We start from the raw sequence: 19565 nt of genomic DNA, 5'->3' as shown, positions 1-19565 counted from the left end.
AGACATCCCGCTCGTATTGCTATGAACACCATGACCACGCCCCCCATCCTCACACTGCAACCGGGCGAAATGTCCTTTGCAGATCTGCGTCGCGTATGGCTCGCCCCCACGCCTGTCGCCCTGTCCGGCGACTGCGCGGCCGCGATCGAGGCGTCGGCCGCCACCGTGCAGGCCATCGTCGCCAAGGGCGCGCCTGCCTATGGCATCAACACCGGATTCGGCCTGCTGGCCAAAACGCAGATCGCTACGCACGAACTGGAGCGCCTGCAACGCAATCTGATCCTGTCGCACGCCGTGGGCACGGGTCAAGACCTGAGCGATAACGTGGCGCGCCTCGTGCTGCTGATGAAGGCGGCCAGCCTCGCACGTGGCTATTCGGGCGTGCGCCGGGTCGTGATCGACACGCTGCTGGCGCTGCTGAACGCAGGCATCGTGCCGTGCATTCCGTCCAAGGGTTCGGTGGGCGCGTCGGGCGATCTGGCGCCACTCGCGCACATGACGCTGGCCCTGCTGGGCGAGGGCGACGTGCGTGTGAACGGCGTGCGCACTCCCGCGCGTGCCGCATTGGCCGCCGCCGGCATCGAGCCGATTGCGCTGGCCGCAAAGGAAGGCTTGGCGCTCATCAACGGCACGCAAGTGTCGACCGCGCTGGCACTCAACGGCCTGTTCCTGGCTGAGCGTCTGCTGCAAGCCGCCACCGTGTCGGGTGCGTTGTCGGTGGATGCCGCCAAGGGCAGCGATGCGCCGTTCGACCCGCGCGTGCACGCCGTGCGCGGTCAGCCTGGGCAGATTGCGACCGCCGCGGTGTATCGCAACCTGCTGGCCGGCAGTGCCATCCGCCAGTCGCACCTCGTGGGCGATAAGCGCGTGCAAGATCCGTACAGCCTGCGCTGCCAGCCGCAAGTCATGGGCGCGTGTTTTGACCTGATTCGTCAGGCTGGTGCCACGCTGCTCACCGAAGCCAACGCGGTGACTGACAACCCGCTGGTTTACGCCGACGCCGGTGAAGTGATTTCGGGTGGCAATTTCCACGCCGAGCCGGTGGCGTTTGCCGCCGACATGCTCGCGCTGGCAATTGCCGAGATCGGTGCGCTATCCGAGCGCCGCATCGCGTTGCTGATCGACTCCACGCTGTCGGGCCTGCCGCCGTTCCTGGTCGAGCAGCCGGGTCTGAACTCGGGCTTCATGATCGCGCACGTCACTGCGGCCGCGCTGGCATCGGAGAACAAGACGTTCGCCCACCCGGCCAGCGTCGACAGCCTGCCGACCTCCGCCAACCAGGAAGACCACGTCAGCATGGCCACCTTCGCCGGCCGCCGTCTGCAGGACATGGCAGAGAACACGGCCACCATCGTCGGCATCGAAGCGCTGGCGGCAGCGCAGGGCATCGACTTCCACAAGCCGCTGGCGACGTCCGATACGCTGCAGAAAGCGCATGGCTGCATCCGCGCGTGCGTGGCGTACTACGGTGAAGATCGCCTGTTCGCGCCCGACATCGAGGGCGCTCGCCGCCTCGTGCTCGACGGCGATCTGGGCGACTCGTGCCGCACCCATATCAGCGAACTTTCTCTCCGTTGACCATGCTTGCCCAAGCTGAATCGAACGTCTGGCAAGGCCGCGTCGACGCGGAGGAGGGCCCGCTGGGTTTGCGTTGGCACCAGACCGTGCGCCGCATCGATGCATCGACGCCGCTGGCCAACTCCGTCGCTCTGGCGGGGTTCGCTTGCGACGCGGGTGTCGCGCGCAACCACGGGCGGATCGGTGCACAAGCCGGCCCGGCTGCCATCCGCAAGATGCTCGCGAACTTGCCCGCGCGTGCCGGCCGTGTGGTCGTCGATGCGGGCGATGTGACCTGCCAGGGCGACGCGCTGGAAGAGGCGCAGAGCGAGTTGTCCGGTGTGCTCCACGATCTGCTCGACCGCGGCGCGTTTCCGATCGCGCTCGGCGGCGGGCATGAGATTGCATGGGCATCGTTTGACGGCTTGGCGCGGCATCTGGCGGCGAAATCCGACCAGCCTCCGCGTATCGGCATTCTCAACCTCGATGCGCATTTCGATCTGCGTGCGGGTGAGCGCGGCAGCTCGGGCACGCCCTTTCGCCAGATCGCCGAAGACTGCGCGCGGCGCGGCTGGCCGTTCCACTACGCCTGCCTGGGCGTGAGCACCTACGCCAACACCGAAGCGCTGTTCGCGCGTGCACGCCAGCTTGGCGTGCGCTGGATGCACGACGACGAGATGGACGTCATGCAACTCGCCCACGTGCTGAAGGTGGTCGAGGTGTTCTTGAGCCAGGTCGATCACGTCTATTTGACGATGTGCCTGGACGTGCTGCCGGCCGCTGTCGCCCCCGGCGTGAGCGCACCATCCGCGCGCGGCGTGGCGATGGATGTGATCGAGCCCATCGTCGATCGTGTGGTCAGCTCCGGCAAGCTACGGCTGGCGGATGTGGCGGAGCTGAACCCGTCGCTCGACATTGACAATCACACGGCACGTGTCGCTGCCCGCCTGGTTGCGCGGGTAGCGGACGGCATTGGCCTGCAAGGAACCGCTCATGGCTGATCTGGCCAACCCGCACTGGGATGCGCTCTGGACCAACGTCCACCTCGCCACGCTCGCCGCCGATGCTGACGGCTACGGCGAGGTCCGCGATGGTGCCATCGCCGTCAAGGATGGCCGCATTGCGTGGCTTGGCTACCGGGCCGATCTGCCCGTCAACGCCCGCGCGACACGCGAGCACGATGGCGGCGGCGCGTGGCTCACCCCGGGCCTGATCGATTGCCACACGCATCTGGTCTATGCCGGCAATCGCAGCAATGAATTCGAAGCGCGCCTGAACGGCGTTCCGTACGAAGAGATCGCGCGGTCGGGCGGGGGTATCCTGTCCACCGTCCGTGCCACGCGTGCGGCCAGCGAAGACGCATTGGCCGCAGTCAGCCTGCCGCGCCTGAACGCACTGCGCGCCGAAGGCGTTACCGCCGTCGAAATCAAATCCGGCTACGGCTTGGACCTGGACACCGAGCGTCGCATGCTGCGTGTTGCCCGCCGCTTCGGCCAGTCGTTGCCGGTGCGCGTGCGCACGACGTTCCTCGGCGCGCACGCGGTGCCGCCCGAATTTGCTGGCCGTGCGGATGACTACATCGACCACCTCTGCGCCGATGTGCTGCCCGCGCTTGCAGCAGAAGGTCTGGTCGATGCCGTCGACGCCTTTTGCGAAACCATTGGCTTCACGCCTGCACAAACGGCGCGCATGTTCGATGCCGCGCAGCGCCTGGGTCTGCCGGTCAAGCTGCACGCCGAGCAGCTCTCCGATCAGGGAGGCGCGGCATTAGTTGCACGCTATGGCGGCCTTTCCGCGGATCACCTCGAATGTCTGACCGACGCCGGCATCGCAGCCATGGCACGGGCCGGCACGGTGGCCGTGCTGCTGCCCGGCGCGTTCTACTGCCTGCGCGAAACGCGCCTGCCGCCGATGGCAGCGTTGCGTGCCGCTGGTGTGCCAATGGCCGTGTCGACCGACTGCAATCCAGGCACGTCGCCGCTGTCGTCCCTGCTGCTGGCGATGAACATGGCATGCACGCTGTTCCGCCTGACGCCTCTGGAAGCACTGACCGGCGCCACGCGTCACGCCGCCGCAGCGCTGGGTCTGTCCGGCACGTGCGGTGTGCTTGCCCCGGGCTGCGCGGCAGATTTCGCGCTCTGGCGCATCGACCGGCCTGCCGATCTGGCCTATGCGATGGGGCTCAACCCGTGTACCGGTGTGGTCAAGGATGGCGTGGTAACGGCGTAAGGCACACCCGATGACTCGGCTCGTATAATCGGCCGGTCTATCGCGAACCCGCGCCCATGCCTTTCTTGCCCGAACCCCTGTTCCAGCACGGTCAGCCCGATCGCACGGCGATCCTGCTCGTCAACCTCGGCACGCCCGACGGCACGTCGCCGCGCGAGGTGGGCCGCTACCTGCGTCAGTTCCTGTCCGACCCACGCGTGGTGGAGATTCCGCGCGCCGCGTGGTGGTTCATCCTCAACTTGCTGATCGTGCCGCTGCGTTCGCGGGCGTCGGCGCACAAGTACGAGAGCATCTGGCTGCGTGAGGCCAACAAGACGGGCTCGCCGCTACTCGTCTATAGCGAGCGCCAGGCGCATGCGCTGCAGCAGTTGCTGAACGCCCAGGGCCACGATGTGGTGGTCGCCTGCGCGATGCGTTATGGCAATCCGTCGATCCCGTCGGTCATGCAGGCGCTGCGCAAGCAGGGTGTCGAGCGCATCCTCGTGTTGCCGATGTATCCGCAGTATTCCGGCACCACCACTGCGACGGCCTTCGACGAGGTCTTCCGCGTGCTGGGTGAAATGCGCAATCAGCCCGAGTTGCGACTGGTCAAGCATTTCCACGATGACCCCGCTTATATCCATGCGCTGCACCAGCAGGTGGGCGCGTATTGGGCGCAGCATGGCGCGCCTGACTTTGCGCATGGCGACAAACTGGTGCTGTCGTTCCATGGCGTGCCGCGACGAACGCTGGAGTTGGGTGACCCTTACCACTGCGAATGCCTGAAGACCGGCCGCTTGCTGGGCGAAGCGCTTGGCCTGCAGCCGGGTCAGTACCTGGTCACCTTCCAGTCACGCTTTGGCCGCGCCGAATGGCTACAGCCATACGCCGCGCCCACTCTGGAAGAGCTCGGCCGCGTTGGCACCAACCGCGTCGATGTGTTCTGCCCGGGCTTCCCAGCCGATTGCCTGGAGACGCTGGAAGAGATCGCCATGGAAGGGCAGTCCACCTTCCGTGTCGCCGGTGGCAAGGAATTCCATTACATCCCGTGCCTGAATGACAGCGAAGCGTGGATCGCCGGCATTGCCGACATTGCGCTGGCGCATCTTCAGGGCTGGCCGCTCACGCTCACGCATCCGCATGTGCTGGAAGCCAGCCGCACACGTGCGCAGAGCAAGGGGGCCGCCGCATGAAGGTGAGCACCGACGCGGCCGATCGCGTGCGCATCGACAAATGGCTCTGGGCGGCGCGCTTCTTTAAGACACGGTCGCAGGCGACGGATGCGGTGGAGCGCGGTCGCGTGCAGATCAACGATCAGCCGGTTCGCCCCGCCAAGGATGTCAAAATTGGTGACCGCGTGCGAGTGCACGCGCATGAACAACAGTGGGAAGTAGAGGTGCTGGCGCTGGCCGAAGTACGCGGCCCAGCTTCCGTTGCACAAACGCTCTACGCCGAGACGGACACCAGTCGCTTAAAACGCGAAGAGAACGCCGACAAACGCCGGCTGTATCGGGAACCCGCCACACAAATTGCTGGCCGACCGACCAAGCGAGACCGGCGGCGAATCGACAAACTCGGCGGAGAGTGAGGTGTACCGAGCGAGTGTGTGCTAACTTAATACGCTCAAGCCGCGCGGCATCTGCTGCATCTGCGCTGGCTTGATGATGTAGTGCTTGAAGAATGCCTTGCCGCTACCGTACTCCGTATAACGCGGCGTGACGGCCCCAGACAGGCAAATGAACGTTGTGGCTGCGGTCAGGGTCAACAGCAGGAGCACGGTCAGAACGGGCAGCTTGTTATGCATGGTACGAACCCTCAAAGAAGCTCGCGCCCCCCAGTTTTTTCTTGCATCATAGGCGGCCAATAAAGGCGTCGCAATTGCCGTGCCGTTGCAGGCTGATGAAAGTTGTAACCCCATATTTCGTGATGCGCGGCGCACAGTTGCTGCGCATCCGGCGCCCTTGAAAAGCGCGCCAAATGCCCCATAACGGGGACAAATCTTTTGTAAAAATCCAGCGGATCGTCTTCCGGCACATGCCGTGCGTCGATCCTCTTTATCCAGCGCTATGAAACACACTCCGGACACCCCCTCGAACTCGGACATGCCAACGGACACCCAAGGCACCCAGCCAAACCAGTCGGCGACGGGCCAGGCGGCCCACGCTTATTCGAGCCAGGCTCAGCGCGCGAGCGCCGACGCCCAGGCTGTCGCCGGTGACGAAGCCGCCGTGGCAGAAGCCGTGGCCGACATGGACGTCGCTGAACTGCGCCGTCAGCTGGAAGCCGCTGAAGAAAAGGCGCGCCAGAATTATGAAAACTGGGCGCGCGCCACGGCCGAAGGCGAGAACATCCGCCGCCGTGGTCAGGACGACGTGGCGAAGGCCCACAAGTTCGCCATCGAAGGTTTTGCGGAATACCTGCTGCCGGTAATGGACAGCCTTCAGGCCGCTTTGGCCGACACATCGGGCGATGCCACCAAGCTGCGGGAGGGCGTTGAGCTTACGCTCAAGCAGCTCTACGCCGCGTTCGAGAAGGGACGTGTGACCGAACTGAACCCGGTGGGCGAAAAGTTTGATCCGCATCGTCATCAAGCCATCTCGATGGTGCCGGCCGATCAGGAAGCCAATACCGTGGTCGCTGTTCTACAGCGCGGCTACACGCTGGCCGACCGCGTGCTGCGCCCGGCTCTCGTGACGGTGGCGGCGCCCAAGTAAGCCGACGCCCCGTGATCCAGAACACAACCACTTCGCAATACGCCAACGGTGCGATACCGGTCGACAAGACCGCGTTCGCGGCGTTTGGCATGCGCGAAGTGAGCACCGAGACCTTCGACGCGGCCATTGCGGCGGCGGGCGATGCGCTCGTGTGCGTATTCTTCTGGGGCGTGGATTGCTTCAACTGCGAAATGGCCAAGAAAGCCATGCTCGCGCAACCGACCGCCGTGCGTGAGCTTGGGCTGAACTGGCTGCACGCCAACGTCTATGCACACCCTCAGCTGGGCCAGCGCTTTGGCCTGCACGGTATTCCGGTGTTCATGTTTTTCCATCGTGGCAAGAAGCTCGGCCGGGCGACCGGCTGGCATGGCCACGCGCAGTTTGCCGCTGCCGTTGCCAATGCGCGCAACAAGTTGGCCGGCAAGCCTCTCGTCTGAGGCGGCTACCATCATGACGTCGATGCCGGTGGCTGCGGCCTTTCTTCTCTCTTCGTCTTTCAGTGCTGTGCGCCCCAAGCGCGTGGCGCGCACTTCGCCGCGCGCCGCCCAGGCGATGAACGCGGCCATTGCCGCCGCCCGGCGGTTGTTCTAGTGCCCTTGCGGCACGTTGCCGCCGGGCTCTCTCTACTCCCCCCAGAAGTTTCAGCTTCGTATCACCGCCGGCCGGCCTATGCGCCCGCTGGTTTTCTTGCCGCTGCGTTGCATTGGCCCGGAAGGCCATCGGCAGCGGCTTTGCCTAGTGTTGAACATAGACCTGTAGGAGATCGTCATGTCCAAAGCAGCCACCATCTACCTGACCGAACTGGACCTCACCCGCCTGGAAAATGCCGCCACCCGCGCTGGCAGTAACTCGCCGCTGGCCGATCTGGTCGACGACCTGATTACCCGTGCCAACGTGGTGCCCGGCAACAAGATTCCCGCCGATGTGGTGACCATGAATTCGGTCGTGTGCGTGGTGGACGACGCCGGCGCAGAACAAGAGTGGACGCTCGTCTACCCGGAAGAGGCCAACGTGACGTCGGCCAAGCTGTCGGTGCTCTCGCCGATGGGCGCTGCGCTGCTGGGTGCGCGTGCGGGCAAGTCGGTCAAATACTCGGCGCCCAATGGTGCCGAGCGTTCCTTGCGCATCGACCGCGTCGCGTTCCAGCCCGAGTCCAGCGGCCAGCACACGCTCTAAGCCGGCTGCGTCCTATCGCGAGAGGCTGTATCCGACACGCAATTGCGAGCCCAGCTTGTGGTTGTAGTCGAGCAGGCTCTCGCCGTAGCCGGTGAAATACTGGATGAACAGGTAGCCAGCCGTGCCGGTAAAGATCCGGCTCATCGGATACGTCAATTGCGCGTCGACGCTGCCATAGGCCTTGCGGGTGCCCTTGCGCAGCGTGGCGGCCAATTCCCAGCCATTGGGCGCACCGTACGACACGCGGAAATCCCCAAAGCCGCGATAGTGCGCGATATCGGTGTTGCCGGTGCGCGTGAGGTAGGCGTAGAGCTTCGGCTCGAACTTCCAGTGGTAATCGTTCAGGTCGCCAAAGTGGAACGTCGGCCGTACGAAGACCGTGTTGATGGCGCGTGACGCATCGCCGTCGCGGCCGTTCGATTCGTGCTCGATGCCGCCCGCGAACGATAGCCGCGTGAGGGCGCCGCCACGGATGCCCGTATCGGGCCGGTAATAGAACACGCTCGGCCGGTAGTTCGTATCGCGGAACGGCGCAGATTCCTTGCCCACATCCCACAACGAGAACTGCGTATAACCGAAGTACACGTTATCCAGCAGCGCTGCCGATGCCGGGTTCTCAGGCTGAAAAATCCGAAATTTGAAGCTCAATTGGAACTTGGCGTTCAGGCCCCCGTGCGCGCCCACTGCGGCGAACATGGGTTCGTGGAAAGTCAGGCGCGCGGTGTCTTCGGGCGGACGCGATGCCTCGCCACTGCCAGCAACTGCCACGGGAGCGGGCGGGGTAGCCGTAGCAGTTGCACTGGCAGCGGGGGCGCTTGGGTTGGTGCCCAGCGCACCCCCGGGGCGGGTCGCTTCGGCGGCGGCGTTGCGGGCGGCGCCGGTGGGGGCGCCATCGGCAGCAATCTGCGGGGCGTCCGCGCCGCGCACGAGCGTCACCAGAACGGGCGCCGCATCGAGATCCGGCACATCGATCCGAACCGTACCGCGCAGCACCTCGGGCAGCGTGCCGGTGTAGGTGACGGTGCGGACTTGGCCCGGACGCAGGTGCAGGGTTTCAGCGCCGGCATTGTGTCGATCAAGAATCACTTCCACCGGGCCCTGCAGATCAGCGCTGGCCGTTACGCGCAGCTTGGCCGGCACGGCATAGCTGCGCTGGGCGGCATCGCCCGAAATAACCAGGGTCAGGGTGAAGGGCTGGTTGGCGTTGACGCGGCGGGAGGGCTGGAGCAGGGCAACGGCGGCATCGGCAGAGGGCACGGCGCATGCGGCAAGCAGGGCAGCGCCAAGAATGGATCGGAGAGGATGCAAAGGCATGGGCGCAAAAGCCGGGTTGGCGTCCGGCGAGTGGCAATGCGCGCAAGGGTACCACCCACGCCTTTTGTGCCCGGTTTGCGGCTCTGGGCGTTCAAAACACGCGTTTCTGCCTGGGAGCGCACGTTTTCGGGTGCTTTCCCAAGAAAAACCGGCCAAAATGCTCAACTTTTCAAAATTCGGCCTTGAAAAGCCGGACGGCACTCCCACATCCGATCCAAGTTTGTATTCAGTGCAGTCCTGACACCAGATTCGAGGAGCAAGAACATGGGCAAAATCATCGGTATCGACCTTGGTACCACCAACAGCTGCGTCTCCATCATGGAGGGCAACACCCCCAAGGTGATCGAGAACGCAGAAGGCGCTCGCACCACCCCGTCGATCATCGCCTACATGGAAGACGGCGAGATCCTGGTCGGTGCCCCGGCCAAGCGCCAGGCGGTGACCAACCCGAAGAACACGCTGTACGCCGTCAAGCGCCTGATCGGCCGCAAGTTTGAAGAGAAGGAAGTCCAGAAGGACATCGGCCTGATGCCGTACACCATCACCAAGGCCGACAACGGCGACGCCTGGGTGGAAGTGCGCGGCCAGAAGCTGGCCCCGCCGCAAATTTCGGCTGAAACCCTGCGCAAGATGAAGAAGACCGCCGAGGATTACCTGGGCGAGGAAGTGACCGAAGCCGTGATCACGGTGCCGGCATACTTCAACGATTCGCAGCGCCAGGCCACCAAGGATGCCGGCCGCATCGCCGGTCTGGACGTCAAGCGCATCATCAACGAGCCGACTGCGGCTGCGCTGGCTTTCGGCCTGGACAAGAACGAGAAGGGCGACCGCAAGATTGCCGTGTATGACCTCGGCGGCGGTACGTTCGACATCTCGATCATCGAGATTGCCGACGTGGACGGCGAGAAGCAGTTCGAAGTGCTGTCGACCAACGGCGATACGTTCTTGGGCGGCGAAGATTTCGACCAACGCATCATCGATTACATCATCGGCGAGTTCAAGAAGGAGCAGGGTGTCGATCTGTCGAAGGACGTGCTCGCGCTGCAGCGCCTGAAGGAAGCCGCTGAAAAGGCCAAGATCGAGTTGTCGAGCACGCAACAGACCGAAATCAACCTGCCGTACATCACGGCCGATGCTTCGGGCCCGAAGCACTTGAACCTGAAGATCACGCGCGCCAAGCTCGAAGCGCTGGTCGAAGACCTGATCGCCCGTACGATCGATCCGTGCCGCACCGCCATCAAGGATGCCGGCGTGAAGGTGTCGGACATCCACGACGTGATCCTGGTCGGCGGTATGACGCGTATGCCGAAGGTGCAGGAGAAGGTGAAGGAGTTCTTCGGCAAGGAAGCCCGCAAGGACGTGAACCCGGACGAGGCCGTTGCCGTGGGCGCCGCCATCCAGGGTCAGGTGCTGGGCGGCGACCGTACCGACGTGCTGCTGCTGGACGTGACGCCGCTGTCGCTGGGCATCGAAACGCTGGGTGGCGTGATGACCAAGATGATCGGCAAGAACACGACCATCCCGACCAAGTTCTCGCAGACGTTCTCGACCGCCGACGACAACCAGCCGGCCGTGACGATCAAGGTGTACCAGGGCGAGCGTGAGATGGCCTCCGGCAACAAGATGCTGGGCGAATTCAACCTTGAGGGGATTCCGCCGGCACCGCGCGGCACGCCGCAGATTGAAGTGTCGTTCGACATCGACGCCAACGGCATTCTGCACGTGGGCGCCAAGGACAAGGCGACCGGCAAGGAAAACAAGATCACGATCAAGGCAAGCTCCGGCCTGTCGGAAGCCGAGATCGAGCGCATGGTGAAGGACGCCGAGGCCAACGCCGAGGAAGACAAGAAGCTGCGCGAACTGGTCGACTCCCGTAACCAGGGTGAAGCGCTGGTGCACTCGACCAAGAAGGCACTGGGCGAGTACGGCGACAAGCTGGAAGCTGGCGAGAAGGACAAGATCGAAGCCGCGATCAAGGAACTTGAAGAGACCCTGAAGGGGACCGACAAGGCCGCGATTGACGCCAAGACCGAAGCGCTGGCAACCGCCTCGCAGAAGCTCGGCGAGAAGGTCTACGCCGACATGCAAGCCAAGGGCGAGGCCGGCGGTGCGGAACAAGCCGCTGCCGGTGCCCAGGCAGGCGCGCAGGCCGGACAAGGCGCACCGCACGACGATAACGTCGTCGACGCCGAGTTCAAGGAAGTGAACGACAAGAAGTAAGCCAACTCGTCCGCCAGGCGGACGTTGCGGTACGCCGGGCAGTGATCATCGGGTTGTGCGGGACGCACCTGATGTCACGCTCGGCTTTTTTGCTATTCGACACGCAGTAAAAACAGGCGACGACTGAAGCCACCATGGCAAAACGTGATTATTACGAAGTGCTCGGGGTGGGTAAGAACGCGAGCGACGACGAGATCAAGAAGGCTTATCGCAAGCTCGCGATGAAGTACCACCCGGACCGCAATCCGGACAGCAAGGAAGCGGAAGACAAGTTCAAGGAGGCCAAAGAGGCCTACGAGATGCTCTCCGACGCGGAGAAGAAGGCTGCCTACGACCAATACGGCCACGCGGGTGTCGACCCGAACATGGCCGGCGGCTTTGGCGCGGGCGGTGCAGGTTTTGGGGGCGGCTTTGCCGAGGCCTTTGGCGACATCTTTGGCGACATCTTTGGCCAGGCCCAGGGCCAGGGCGGACGCCGCGGTAGTGGCCCGCAGATGTATCGCGGCGCTGACCTGCGCTACAGCATGGAGATCACGCTGGAGCAGGCCGCGCATGGCTATGACACGCAGATCCGCGTGCCGCATTGGGACGAGTGCGACCACTGCCACGGTAAGGGCGCCGAGCCCGGCTCAAGCGTGGAGACCTGCCCAACGTGTCACGGCGCCGGTCAGGTGCGTGTGTCGCAGGGTTTCTTCACGATGCAGCAGACGTGCCCGAAGTGCCACGGCAGCGGCAAGTACATCCCCAAGCCGTGTACCAAGTGCCACGGCCAGGGCAAGCTGAAGAGCCAGAAGACGCTGGAAGTGAAGATTCCGGCCGGCATCGACGAAGGCATGCGCATCCGTTCGTCGGGCAACGGCGAGCCGGGTATCAATGGCGGCCCCCCGGGCGACCTGTATGTGGAAATCCACATCAAGCAGCACTCGGTGTTCGAGCGCGACGGCGATGATCTGCACTGTCAGATGCCGATCTCGTTTGCGACGGCAGCCATTGGCGGCGACATCGAAGTGCCGACGCTGGGCGGTCGCGCCTCGTTCACGGTGCCTGAAGGCACGCAGGCCGGCAAGACGTTCCGCCTGCGCGGCAAGGGCATCAAGGGCGTGCGTTCGGGCTATGCGGGCGATCTTTATGTACACATCAACATCGAGACGCCGGTCAAGCTGACGGAGCACCAGAAGGATCTGCTCAAACAGTTCGACAAGTCCGTGCATGAAGGCGGCTCGCGGCACAGCCCGCAAGAGCAGTCGTGGATGGACAAGGTGAAGAACTTCTTCTCCTCGTAAGAAACCTCGCAAAGCTACTGCGCGGCCCGATCTTGGCACTGTGATGCTCGCCGTATCGATGTACGGCCGCGCTTCTCGCGCCAACCTCGGGTCGCTCGCTACGCTTTTCTAGGCTTCTTAAACACCACCTTTTCGATCAGGGACATCGTCATGCAGTTGCCGGAAGTCGGCGCGCCGTTTGCGCTGCTGGACGATGCCACCTCGGGCGGCGCGCCGTGCTCGCGCTGGTACACCGGTTACGCCGGCGAGTTCTTCCGGCCGGCCGGCGTGCTGGATGGGCTGGATGACGATCTTCGTGCCGCCTGGCGCCAGGGTTTGCATGCTCTGATCGTTGCGCCGTATGAGTTTGGTGGGCCTCTGGTCGGCCTGCCGGCTTCCACCGAAATTTCTTCCTCATTGCCCGGCCACGATGGCCGCCTGCGCGTGCTGCTGTTTCGCATGATGCAGATGCTGTCGCCGGCAGAGGTCGATACGCTGTTCGACGCGTGGCCCGAAGCGACGGGCGCAGCGGGCCTGTTCGACTGTGCCGCCAGCGTCGATCACGCCACCTACACCGACGCCATCGCGCGCATCCACGACTGGATTGCGGCGGGCGATACCTACGAAGTCAACTACACGTACCGCCTGCGCATGACTGCGTTTGGCGCGCCGGCAGCGTTGTATCGGCGCCTGCGCGCGCGCCAGCCCGTGCCCTACGGCGCATTCATCGCGCTACCGGAGGGCGGTGCGATTCTGTCGTGTTCGCCGGAGCTGTTCTTTTCGCATCACGCGGGCCAGCTTGTCGCGCGGCCGATGAAAGGCACCGCGCCTGCCACCGGCAATGTCGAAGTCGACGAAGCCCGTGCCACTGCGCTGGCCGCCGACGAGAAGAACCGCGCCGAGAACCTGATGATCGTTGATCTGTTGCGCAACGATCTGGGCCGCCTCGCGCGTGCCGGTTCGGTGCGCGTGCCGATGCTGTTCGAGGTGACGCCGTTCGGCAGCGTGCTTCAGATGACGTCGACCGTGGAGGCCGAGATCCCGCCCGCCACCGGCCTTGCTGATTGCCTGCGTGCGCTGTTCCCGTGCGGCTCCATCACTGGGGCGCCCAAGCGGCGGACGATGGAGATCATCGAGACACTGGAGCCAGACCCGCGTGGCCTGTACACCGGCGCCATCGGCTGGATCGATGCGCCTGCCGACGATCGGGCGATGGGCGACGCATGCTTCTCGGTGGCGATCCGCACGCTGGTGCTCGGGCCGCCCGGCGCTGATGGCCTGCGCAGCGGCGAACTCGGCATCGGCTCCGGCATCGTGCACGACAGCCTCGCCGATGAGGAGTACGCGGAGTGCCAACTGAAGGCGCGTTTCGTGACGGCGCTCGATCCAGGGCTGTCATTGTTCGAGACGATGCGCGCGACGCGCGATGGTGTGGCGCTCCTGGATTGGCATCTGGCGCGGCTGGAGCGCTCTGCGGCCGCCTTCGGCTTCCCCGTCGATCGAACTGCGCTGGCGGATGACGTGGCGCGCATGTGCGCATCGCTGGAAGGTGAGGGCGCTTATCGCATGCGCTTATTGCTGACGCCGAATGGTACGGCGAACGTCTCAGCAGTGCCCCTGTCGCCGCTGCATGCAAGCTGGGATGCGCCAGTGCGTCTGCTCGTCGCGGCGCAACCGCGCGAGGTCGTGCACAGTCTGCCGACGCACAAGACCACGTTGCGCGCAGGCTATGACGCTGCCTGGCAAGCGGCCGAACGCGAAGGTGCATTCGATACCGTGTTCTTCAACGCCGATGGCACGTTGGCCGAAGGCGGGCGCAGCACGTTGCTGGTCAAGCTCGATGGTGCGTGGTGGACGCCGCCGCTGTCTGCGGGCGTCTTGCCGGGCGTGATGCGTGCCGTGCTGTTGAAAGACGCTTCACCGTGGCTTGATGGGCCGCTGCGGGAACGTTCGCTCACGCGCGCCGAGGTTGCCCGCGCCGAGGCCATCGCCGTATGCAACGCCCTACGCGGCGTGGTGCCCGCGCATTTCGAGCCGCCCCTGACCGTCGACGTGCTCTAGCTTCCAGCGGGCCACGCCGGGCAGGTTGATCAGTTCGCGGTCGTGACAGACCATCAGCAGCGTGCGGCCCTCTGCTGCCAGTTCTCCCACAAGTGCAATGACTTGCTCGCGCGCGGCGCCGTCCAGGTTCGAAGTCGGCTCGTCGAGCAGCAGGACGTCCGTGCGCAGCGCACGAGCCCGTGCCAGTGCGAGGCGTTGCGTCTCGCCACCGGACAGGCGTTCGGGCGGCACATCGACCACGTGCTGCAGGCCCGCCCAGCGGAGCGCATCCTCGACACGCGCAGCCAGCTCCGCATGCGTCACGCGATGCGGGCCCGTTGTGAGCCCATAGGCAAGATTCCCGCGTACCGAGGTGCGGAACAGATAGGGATGCTGGTGCACGTAGGTCAGCCGCGCGCGCAACTCGGCCGGGTACGGCGACAGCGCCTTCCGCCCTTGCCCCATATCGACGGTCGCGCCATTGGCGGGTGCAAGCCCGGCCAGCATGCGCAGCAGGGTCGTCTTGCCGACGCCGTTTGCGCCCGTGATGACTATCGCGTGTCCTGCCGACAGCGCAAGGCGCGGGATCTCGAACAGCACGCGCGCGCCGTGCTGGCAGCGCAAGCCTTCAAACACCATCGTCAGTTGCGACGTTGTATTCATGCGGCCACCTCCCGATCCGTCTTGAACGTCCGGTCTGGGTGGTGTCTGTGCTTACTGCGCATGCCCGCCCCCGCGATAGTTGCCGGCGCCCTGCAGCCAAGCCAACCCAAGGTTGACGAGCAGCGCCAGCATGATCAGCACGATGCCCAGCGCGATGCCCTGTGCGAACTCGCCCTTGCTGGTTTCCAGCGCAATCGCCGTGGTCATGGTGCGCGTGACGCCTTCGATGTTGCCACCGACCATCAGCGCCGAGCCCACCTCCGCGATCACGCGCCCGAAACCGGCTACCACGGCCGCCATCAAACCGAAGCGCAGTTCACGAAAGACGGTCAGCAGCAACCGGACGCGTCCGGCGCCAAGCACACGCGCTGTCTCGGCGAGGCGCGGGTCAGCGCGTTCAAGCGTCGTCAGTGCAAACGCGACGATCACCGGCAGGCCGAGCACTGCTTGCCCGAGGATCATCCCACCCTGCGTGAACAGCAGCCCGAAGCCGCCCAGCGGCCCCTGCCGCGAAAGCAGCAGATACAGCAGCAGCCCGATCAGCACCGTCGGAAACGACAGCGATGCCTGCGCCAGCACCACCAGCGCACGGCGCCCCATAAAACGGTGCATGGCGATGAGGTAGGCGATGAGCAGACCTGGGGGCCCCGCCAGCAGCAGCCCCGCAATCGCCACCTTCAACGACACCCAGACGATCAGCCACAACGCCGCATCGCCGCTGGCAAGCAGGGCGAAGGCGTCGACGGTGGCCGACCAGATTTCCATGCGGGGCCGCTCAGGCGAAGGTGTGTTCCGGGCCGGGGAAGGTGCCGTCCTTGACGGCCGCCACATAGGCAGCAACGGCGCCATCAATGGTGGTTTGCCCTTCCATGAAGTTGCGTACGAACTTGGGGCGATGGCCGGGGAACACGCCCAGCATGTCGTGCATCACGAGCACTTGGCCCGAGCACTCCAACCCGGCACCGATGCCGATGGTGGGAATGGCCAGCAGGCGCGTGACTTCACCGGCCAGCTCGGCCGGGATGGCTTCCATGACGACGAGCTGCGCGCCGGCATCCTGCACGGCCAGCGCATCGGCCTTCAGTTGCGCAGCCGCTTCATCGCCGCGCCCCTGCACTTTGAAGCCGCCAAACGCATGCACGGATTGCGGCGTCAGGCCGATGTGCGCACACACCGGAATGCTGCGTTCAACGAGGAACTTGATCGTAGGCGCGAGCCACACGCCGCCTTCGAGCTTGACCATCTGCGCACCGGCCTGCATCACGCGAACGGCGCTGTGGAAGGCTTGTTCGGGTGTGCCATACGTGCCGAACGGCAGGTCCGACACGAGCAGCGCTTTGTCGATGCCGCGCGACACGCATTCGGTGTGGTAGACGATGTGATCGAGCGTGACCGGCAGCGTGGTCTTCTGGCCCTGCATCACGTTGCCGAGCGAATCGCCGACGAGCAGCACGTCGGTGCCGTTGCGATCCATCAGGGCGGCGAAGCTGGAGTCGTAGGCCGTCAACATGGCGATGCGCTCGCCAGCGGCACGCATGGCCTGCAACGAAGTCACCGTGACGGCCTTGCGGTTCGATTCCTGGAGATAGCTCATGGGCTGAGACTCATTGGGGCATCGCGAGAGCCCACGCAGACCATGCGGTGCGTCGACTAGCGCGTTGCCAGCTTGATGAATTCCTTGGGCCCGCGCATCGCGTCGATGCGGGCGAGCAAGGTGCGGAAATCGTCGTCGTTGCCTGCGGGGTCGAAGGCAGCGGTGTCGACGATCATCGTCGGTGCGGCATCGTAATACAGAAACAGCTCGCCGTATGCGGCGCAGATGCGTCCAAGGTACTCGGCATCGATGCCTGTTTCGTAAGGAACGGCGCGACGGGCGACGCGCGGCAGCAGGTCTTCTGCGCGTGCTTGCAGGCAGATGACGAGATCGATGCGCTGTTGCGGCAGGGCCAGCGCATTGGCCATCGCGTCGTACAGCGCGAGTTCATCGGCCGGTAGCGTGAGTTGGGCGAACAGGCGGTCGCGTGGCAGGAAGCTGTCGGCGACGATGCGCTCACCGGCGAGCGTCGCCCTATGCCACGCCTTCAGGCGCTCGGCGCGTTGCAGCAGGAAACGCAGCTGCACCGGCAGCGCATAGCGCGCGGGGTCTTCGTAGAAGCGGGCGATGAAGGCGTTTTCGGCGGGCGTTTCGAACAACGTCGACGCACGCAGATGATCGGCCAGACGCTGGGCCAGCGCGGTCTTGCCCACGCCAATGGGCCCTTCGACAACGATACGGCGCAGGTGATCCAGTGCCATCGGCGGGTGGTTGTGCGTGGTGCGGATGATCAGGCGGCCGGCTGCTTGGCGCGCATGCACTGGCACATCGTGGTCTTTTCGATGCGCTGGTCGGCCACGCCGGGCAACAGTGCAGCCACGGCGCCAATGCCCGGAATCACGAGATCGGGCGCCAGTTCATGCAAGGGCAGCAGGGTAAATGCGCGTTGGCCAACGCGCGGGTGCGGCACCGTCAGCTCGGGTGAGGTGAGGACGTGGTCGCCGTAGAGCAGCAAGTCCAGGTCGAGCGTGCGCGGCGCATTGTGAAACGGGCGCTCGCGGCCGAACTGGTCTTCAATGTGGTGACAGATGCGGAGCAGTTGGTCGGCAGTGAAATGCGTATCGATGCGCACCACGGCATTGATGTAGTCATCGCCACTGGATTCCACGGGCGCGCTGCGATACAGGCTCGATTTGCCGGTGACGGTGATGCCGACCTGCTGTGCGAGGCAGACCACGGCGTCTTTCACTGCCTGGCGTGCGTCGCCCAGGTTGGCGCCGATGCCGATGTACGCCACTGTCTTCACGTTTCCTCCGAACTTCCCGGATTGACGTCAACGACTGTATCCGATTTTGCCGGACCACGTCGGCGACGCCGCCGCTTGCCTGGGCTGGCTGAGCCGGTATTTGCGGAGGCACTCGGGGCGTGCTTGGCTTGTGCCATGAGGGCTTCGCGGGCTTCGCCGTCACCGTTCTGGAAGTCGGTCCACCAGTCGGCGAGTTCTTGCGGCAATTCGCCCGAGGCGCAGCGCAGCGCGAGGAAGTCGTAGCCGGCACGGAAGCGCGGCAACTCCAGCAGCCGATACGGCATGCGGCCCGAGCGCTTTTCAAAGCGCGGTTGCATGCTCCAGATTTCCTTCATATCGGAGGTGAAGCGGCGCTGGATGGCGAGTTGCTCGGTCTGGCGATCGAGCACTTCATCCATGGCGGTGTGTAGCGCGGGGATCAGCGGCTCGCCGGCAGAGCGGCGGCGATTCCAGTGCTCGACCACGTGATGCCACAGCAGTGAGGCAAACAGGAAGCCGGGCGAGACCGGCTTGCCAGCCTTGACGCGATCGTCGGTGTTGTCGAGGGCGAGCTGCACGAAGCGCTGGCCCATCGGCTGCTCCAGCGCGACGTCCAGCAGCGGCAGCAGGCCGCTGTGCAGGCCCGCCTTGCGCAGTTCCTGCAGCGATGCCCAGGCATGGCCCGACATCAGCAGCTTCAACATCTCGTCGAACAGGCGGGCGGCCGGCACGTTATGGATCAGCGGGCCCAGCTCTGCGATGGGCGCGCGCGTGTCGGCGTCGATGTCAAAGCCGGTCTTGGCCGCGAAGCGCACCACGCGCAGCATGCGTACCGGATCTTCGCGGTAGCGGGTGTGCGGATCGCCGATCATGCGCAGCGTGCGTGCGCGCATGTCTTCCATGCCGTGATGGTAGTCATGCACGGTTTCGTCGGCAGGGTCGTAGTACATCGCGTTGACGGTGAAGTCGCGGCGGGTGGCGTCTTCGGCCTGGGTGCCCCAGACGTTGTCGCGCAGCACACGGCCGCTGGCGTCGATCGCATGCGTGTGGTGATCCAGCTCGGTGCGCTTGACGCGCTTGCCGGCGGGCACCTGCTCGGCGTCGACCGCGTCGACAAGCGCGCGGAAGGTTGAGACTTCGATGATTTCCTGATCGCGTCCGCCATAGAACGTGACGTGCACGATCTGGAAACGGCGTCCGATGATGCGCGAGCGGCGGAACAGCGCCTGTACCTGCTCGGGCGTGGCGTTGGTCGCCACATCAAAATCCTTCGGCTTGATGCCCAGCAGCAGGTCGCGCACGGCGCCGCCGACGATGAAGGCGCTATAGCCGGCTTCCTGCAGCGTGGATGTGACCTTGACCGCGTTGCGCGAGAGCAGCTTCGGATCGATACCGTGCTCGTCCACGCTCCACACACGCGCCTGACGCGGCACGCCACCGGCGGACTTGGTGCGCGCCTTGGCCGTTTTGGGTGCCTTGGGTGTACGGACTTTCCTGGCGGCGGGCGCTCCCGGTTCAGCCGGAGCGTGGGGCTCTGCGGAGGTCTTGCCCAGCAGGCGATTGATGAGTTTCTTGATCACGCCGCGCCTTGC

The 19565-nt window shown here is 64.9% G+C and carries 20 protein-coding genes; 12 read left to right on the top strand and 8 right to left on the bottom strand.

Annotated elements, in window-relative coordinates; genetic code table 11:
* The first annotated feature begins 21 nt into the window (after positions 1–21).
* From hutH to NKG59_RS16640, 5 genes are read left to right on the top strand one after another with little or no spacing between them, the layout of a single operon-like run.
* The gene (gene hutH / locus NKG59_RS16660; protein ID WP_253538899.1) at positions 22–1578 is read left to right on the top strand and encodes a histidine ammonia-lyase; all 1557 of its coding nucleotides are present in this window, start codon (positions 22–24) and stop codon (positions 1576–1578) included.
* Between the two features lie 2 nt (positions 1579–1580).
* Complete coding sequence (gene hutG, locus NKG59_RS16655) at positions 1581–2558, top strand: formimidoylglutamase (RefSeq protein ID WP_253538896.1); 978 nt, start codon at positions 1581–1583, stop codon at positions 2556–2558.
* 1 nt (position 2559) lies between these two features.
* On the top strand, positions 2560–3786 hold the full coding sequence (gene hutI, locus NKG59_RS16650; RefSeq protein WP_420804035.1) for an imidazolonepropionase: 1227 nt from the start codon (positions 2560–2562) through the stop codon (positions 3784–3786).
* Between the two features lie 56 nt (positions 3787–3842).
* Entirely contained in the window at positions 3843–4958 is a 1116-nt protein-coding gene (gene hemH, locus NKG59_RS16645; RefSeq protein ID WP_253538890.1) for a ferrochelatase, read from the top strand.
* Positions 4955–5353, top strand: a complete 399-nt coding sequence (locus NKG59_RS16640; RefSeq protein WP_024974832.1) for an RNA-binding S4 domain-containing protein — start codon at positions 4955–4957, stop codon at positions 5351–5353. Before hemH ends, NKG59_RS16640 begins: the two co-directional genes overlap by 4 nt.
* A 21-nt stretch (positions 5354–5374) precedes the next feature.
* Here the strand turns inward: NKG59_RS16640 and NKG59_RS26475 are convergent, their stop codons facing one another.
* Positions 5375–5569 carry a hypothetical protein gene (locus NKG59_RS26475; RefSeq protein WP_045202657.1) on the bottom strand — a complete coding sequence of 65 codons (195 nt, stop codon included), beginning with the start codon at positions 5567–5569 and terminating at the stop codon, positions 5375–5377.
* Positions 5570–5831: 262 nt separating this feature from the next.
* On the opposite strand from NKG59_RS26475, the gene grpE reads away from it, so the two are divergent.
* The 4 genes from grpE (at position 5832) to rnk (ending at position 7655) form a co-directional block, all read left to right on the top strand.
* Entirely contained in the window at positions 5832–6479 is a 648-nt protein-coding gene (gene grpE, locus NKG59_RS16630; RefSeq protein ID WP_420804034.1) for a nucleotide exchange factor GrpE, read from the top strand.
* Positions 6480–6490: 11 nt separating this feature from the next.
* Positions 6491–6916, top strand: coding sequence for a thioredoxin family protein (locus NKG59_RS16625; RefSeq protein ID WP_253538882.1), 426 nt, complete (start codon positions 6491–6493; stop codon positions 6914–6916).
* A gap of 13 nt (positions 6917–6929) precedes the next feature.
* Positions 6930–7070, top strand: a complete 141-nt coding sequence (locus tag NKG59_RS16620) for a hypothetical protein (protein WP_253538879.1) — start codon at positions 6930–6932, stop codon at positions 7068–7070.
* A 177-nt stretch (positions 7071–7247) separates the two neighbouring features.
* On the top strand, positions 7248–7655 hold the full coding sequence (rnk, locus tag NKG59_RS16615; protein WP_045202660.1) for a nucleoside diphosphate kinase regulator: 408 nt from the start codon (positions 7248–7250) through the stop codon (positions 7653–7655).
* A gap of 12 nt (positions 7656–7667) precedes the next feature.
* On the opposite strand, the gene NKG59_RS16610 is transcribed toward rnk, so the two are convergent.
* Positions 7668–8969, bottom strand: a complete 1302-nt coding sequence (locus NKG59_RS16610; RefSeq protein ID WP_253538877.1) for a phospholipase A — start codon at positions 8967–8969, stop codon at positions 7668–7670.
* A 264-nt stretch (positions 8970–9233) separates the two neighbouring features.
* Between NKG59_RS16610 and dnaK the strand changes: the two genes are divergently transcribed.
* From dnaK to NKG59_RS16595, 3 genes are all read left to right on the top strand, one after another.
* A complete protein-coding gene (gene dnaK / locus NKG59_RS16605; RefSeq protein WP_024974838.1) occupies positions 9234–11189 on the top strand; it encodes a molecular chaperone DnaK in 1956 nt (651 codons plus the stop codon).
* 134 nt (positions 11190–11323) lie between these two features.
* Positions 11324–12472: a molecular chaperone DnaJ gene (gene dnaJ, locus NKG59_RS16600; RefSeq protein WP_045202662.1), complete on the top strand. Its 1149-nt coding sequence runs from the start codon at positions 11324–11326 to the stop codon at positions 12470–12472.
* A 150-nt stretch (positions 12473–12622) separates the two neighbouring features.
* Positions 12623–14512: a bifunctional chorismate-binding protein/class IV aminotransferase gene (locus NKG59_RS16595; protein ID WP_253538874.1), complete on the top strand. Its 1890-nt coding sequence runs from the start codon at positions 12623–12625 to the stop codon at positions 14510–14512.
* On the opposite strand, the gene NKG59_RS16590 is transcribed toward NKG59_RS16595, so the two are convergent.
* The 6 genes from NKG59_RS16590 to pcnB are packed head-to-tail and all read right to left on the bottom strand — an operon-like array spanning position 14456 to position 19553.
* A complete protein-coding gene (locus NKG59_RS16590) occupies positions 14456–15154 on the bottom strand; it encodes an ABC transporter ATP-binding protein (RefSeq protein WP_253538871.1) in 699 nt (232 codons plus the stop codon). The genes NKG59_RS16595 and NKG59_RS16590 overlap by 57 nt on opposite strands.
* Positions 15155–15205: 51 nt before the next feature.
* Positions 15206–15919, bottom strand: a complete 714-nt coding sequence (locus tag NKG59_RS16585) for an ABC transporter permease (RefSeq protein ID WP_253538868.1) — start codon at positions 15917–15919, stop codon at positions 15206–15208.
* A gap of 10 nt (positions 15920–15929) precedes the next feature.
* Positions 15930–16748, bottom strand: a complete 819-nt coding sequence (gene panB / locus NKG59_RS16580) for a 3-methyl-2-oxobutanoate hydroxymethyltransferase (protein ID WP_045202666.1) — start codon at positions 16746–16748, stop codon at positions 15930–15932.
* Between the two features lie 56 nt (positions 16749–16804).
* Positions 16805–17449 carry a deoxynucleoside kinase gene (locus tag NKG59_RS16575; RefSeq protein ID WP_253539126.1) on the bottom strand — a complete coding sequence of 215 codons (645 nt, stop codon included), beginning with the start codon at positions 17447–17449 and terminating at the stop codon, positions 16805–16807.
* Positions 17450–17478: 29 nt separating this feature from the next.
* Complete coding sequence (folK, locus tag NKG59_RS16570; protein WP_004631694.1) at positions 17479–17994, bottom strand: 2-amino-4-hydroxy-6-hydroxymethyldihydropteridine diphosphokinase; 516 nt, start codon at positions 17992–17994, stop codon at positions 17479–17481.
* Positions 17991–19553 carry a polynucleotide adenylyltransferase PcnB gene (gene pcnB, locus NKG59_RS16565; RefSeq protein WP_253538865.1) on the bottom strand — a complete coding sequence of 521 codons (1563 nt, stop codon included), beginning with the start codon at positions 19551–19553 and terminating at the stop codon, positions 17991–17993. The genes folK and pcnB overlap by 4 nt, the downstream gene beginning before the upstream one ends.
* Positions 19554–19565: the final 12 nt, after the last annotated feature.

This window comes from Ralstonia chuxiongensis, from assembly GCF_024158925.1.
GTDB lineage: Bacteria > Pseudomonadota > Gammaproteobacteria > Burkholderiales > Burkholderiaceae > Ralstonia > Ralstonia chuxiongensis.
This window is presented reverse-complemented; position numbering and strand designations above follow the sequence as displayed.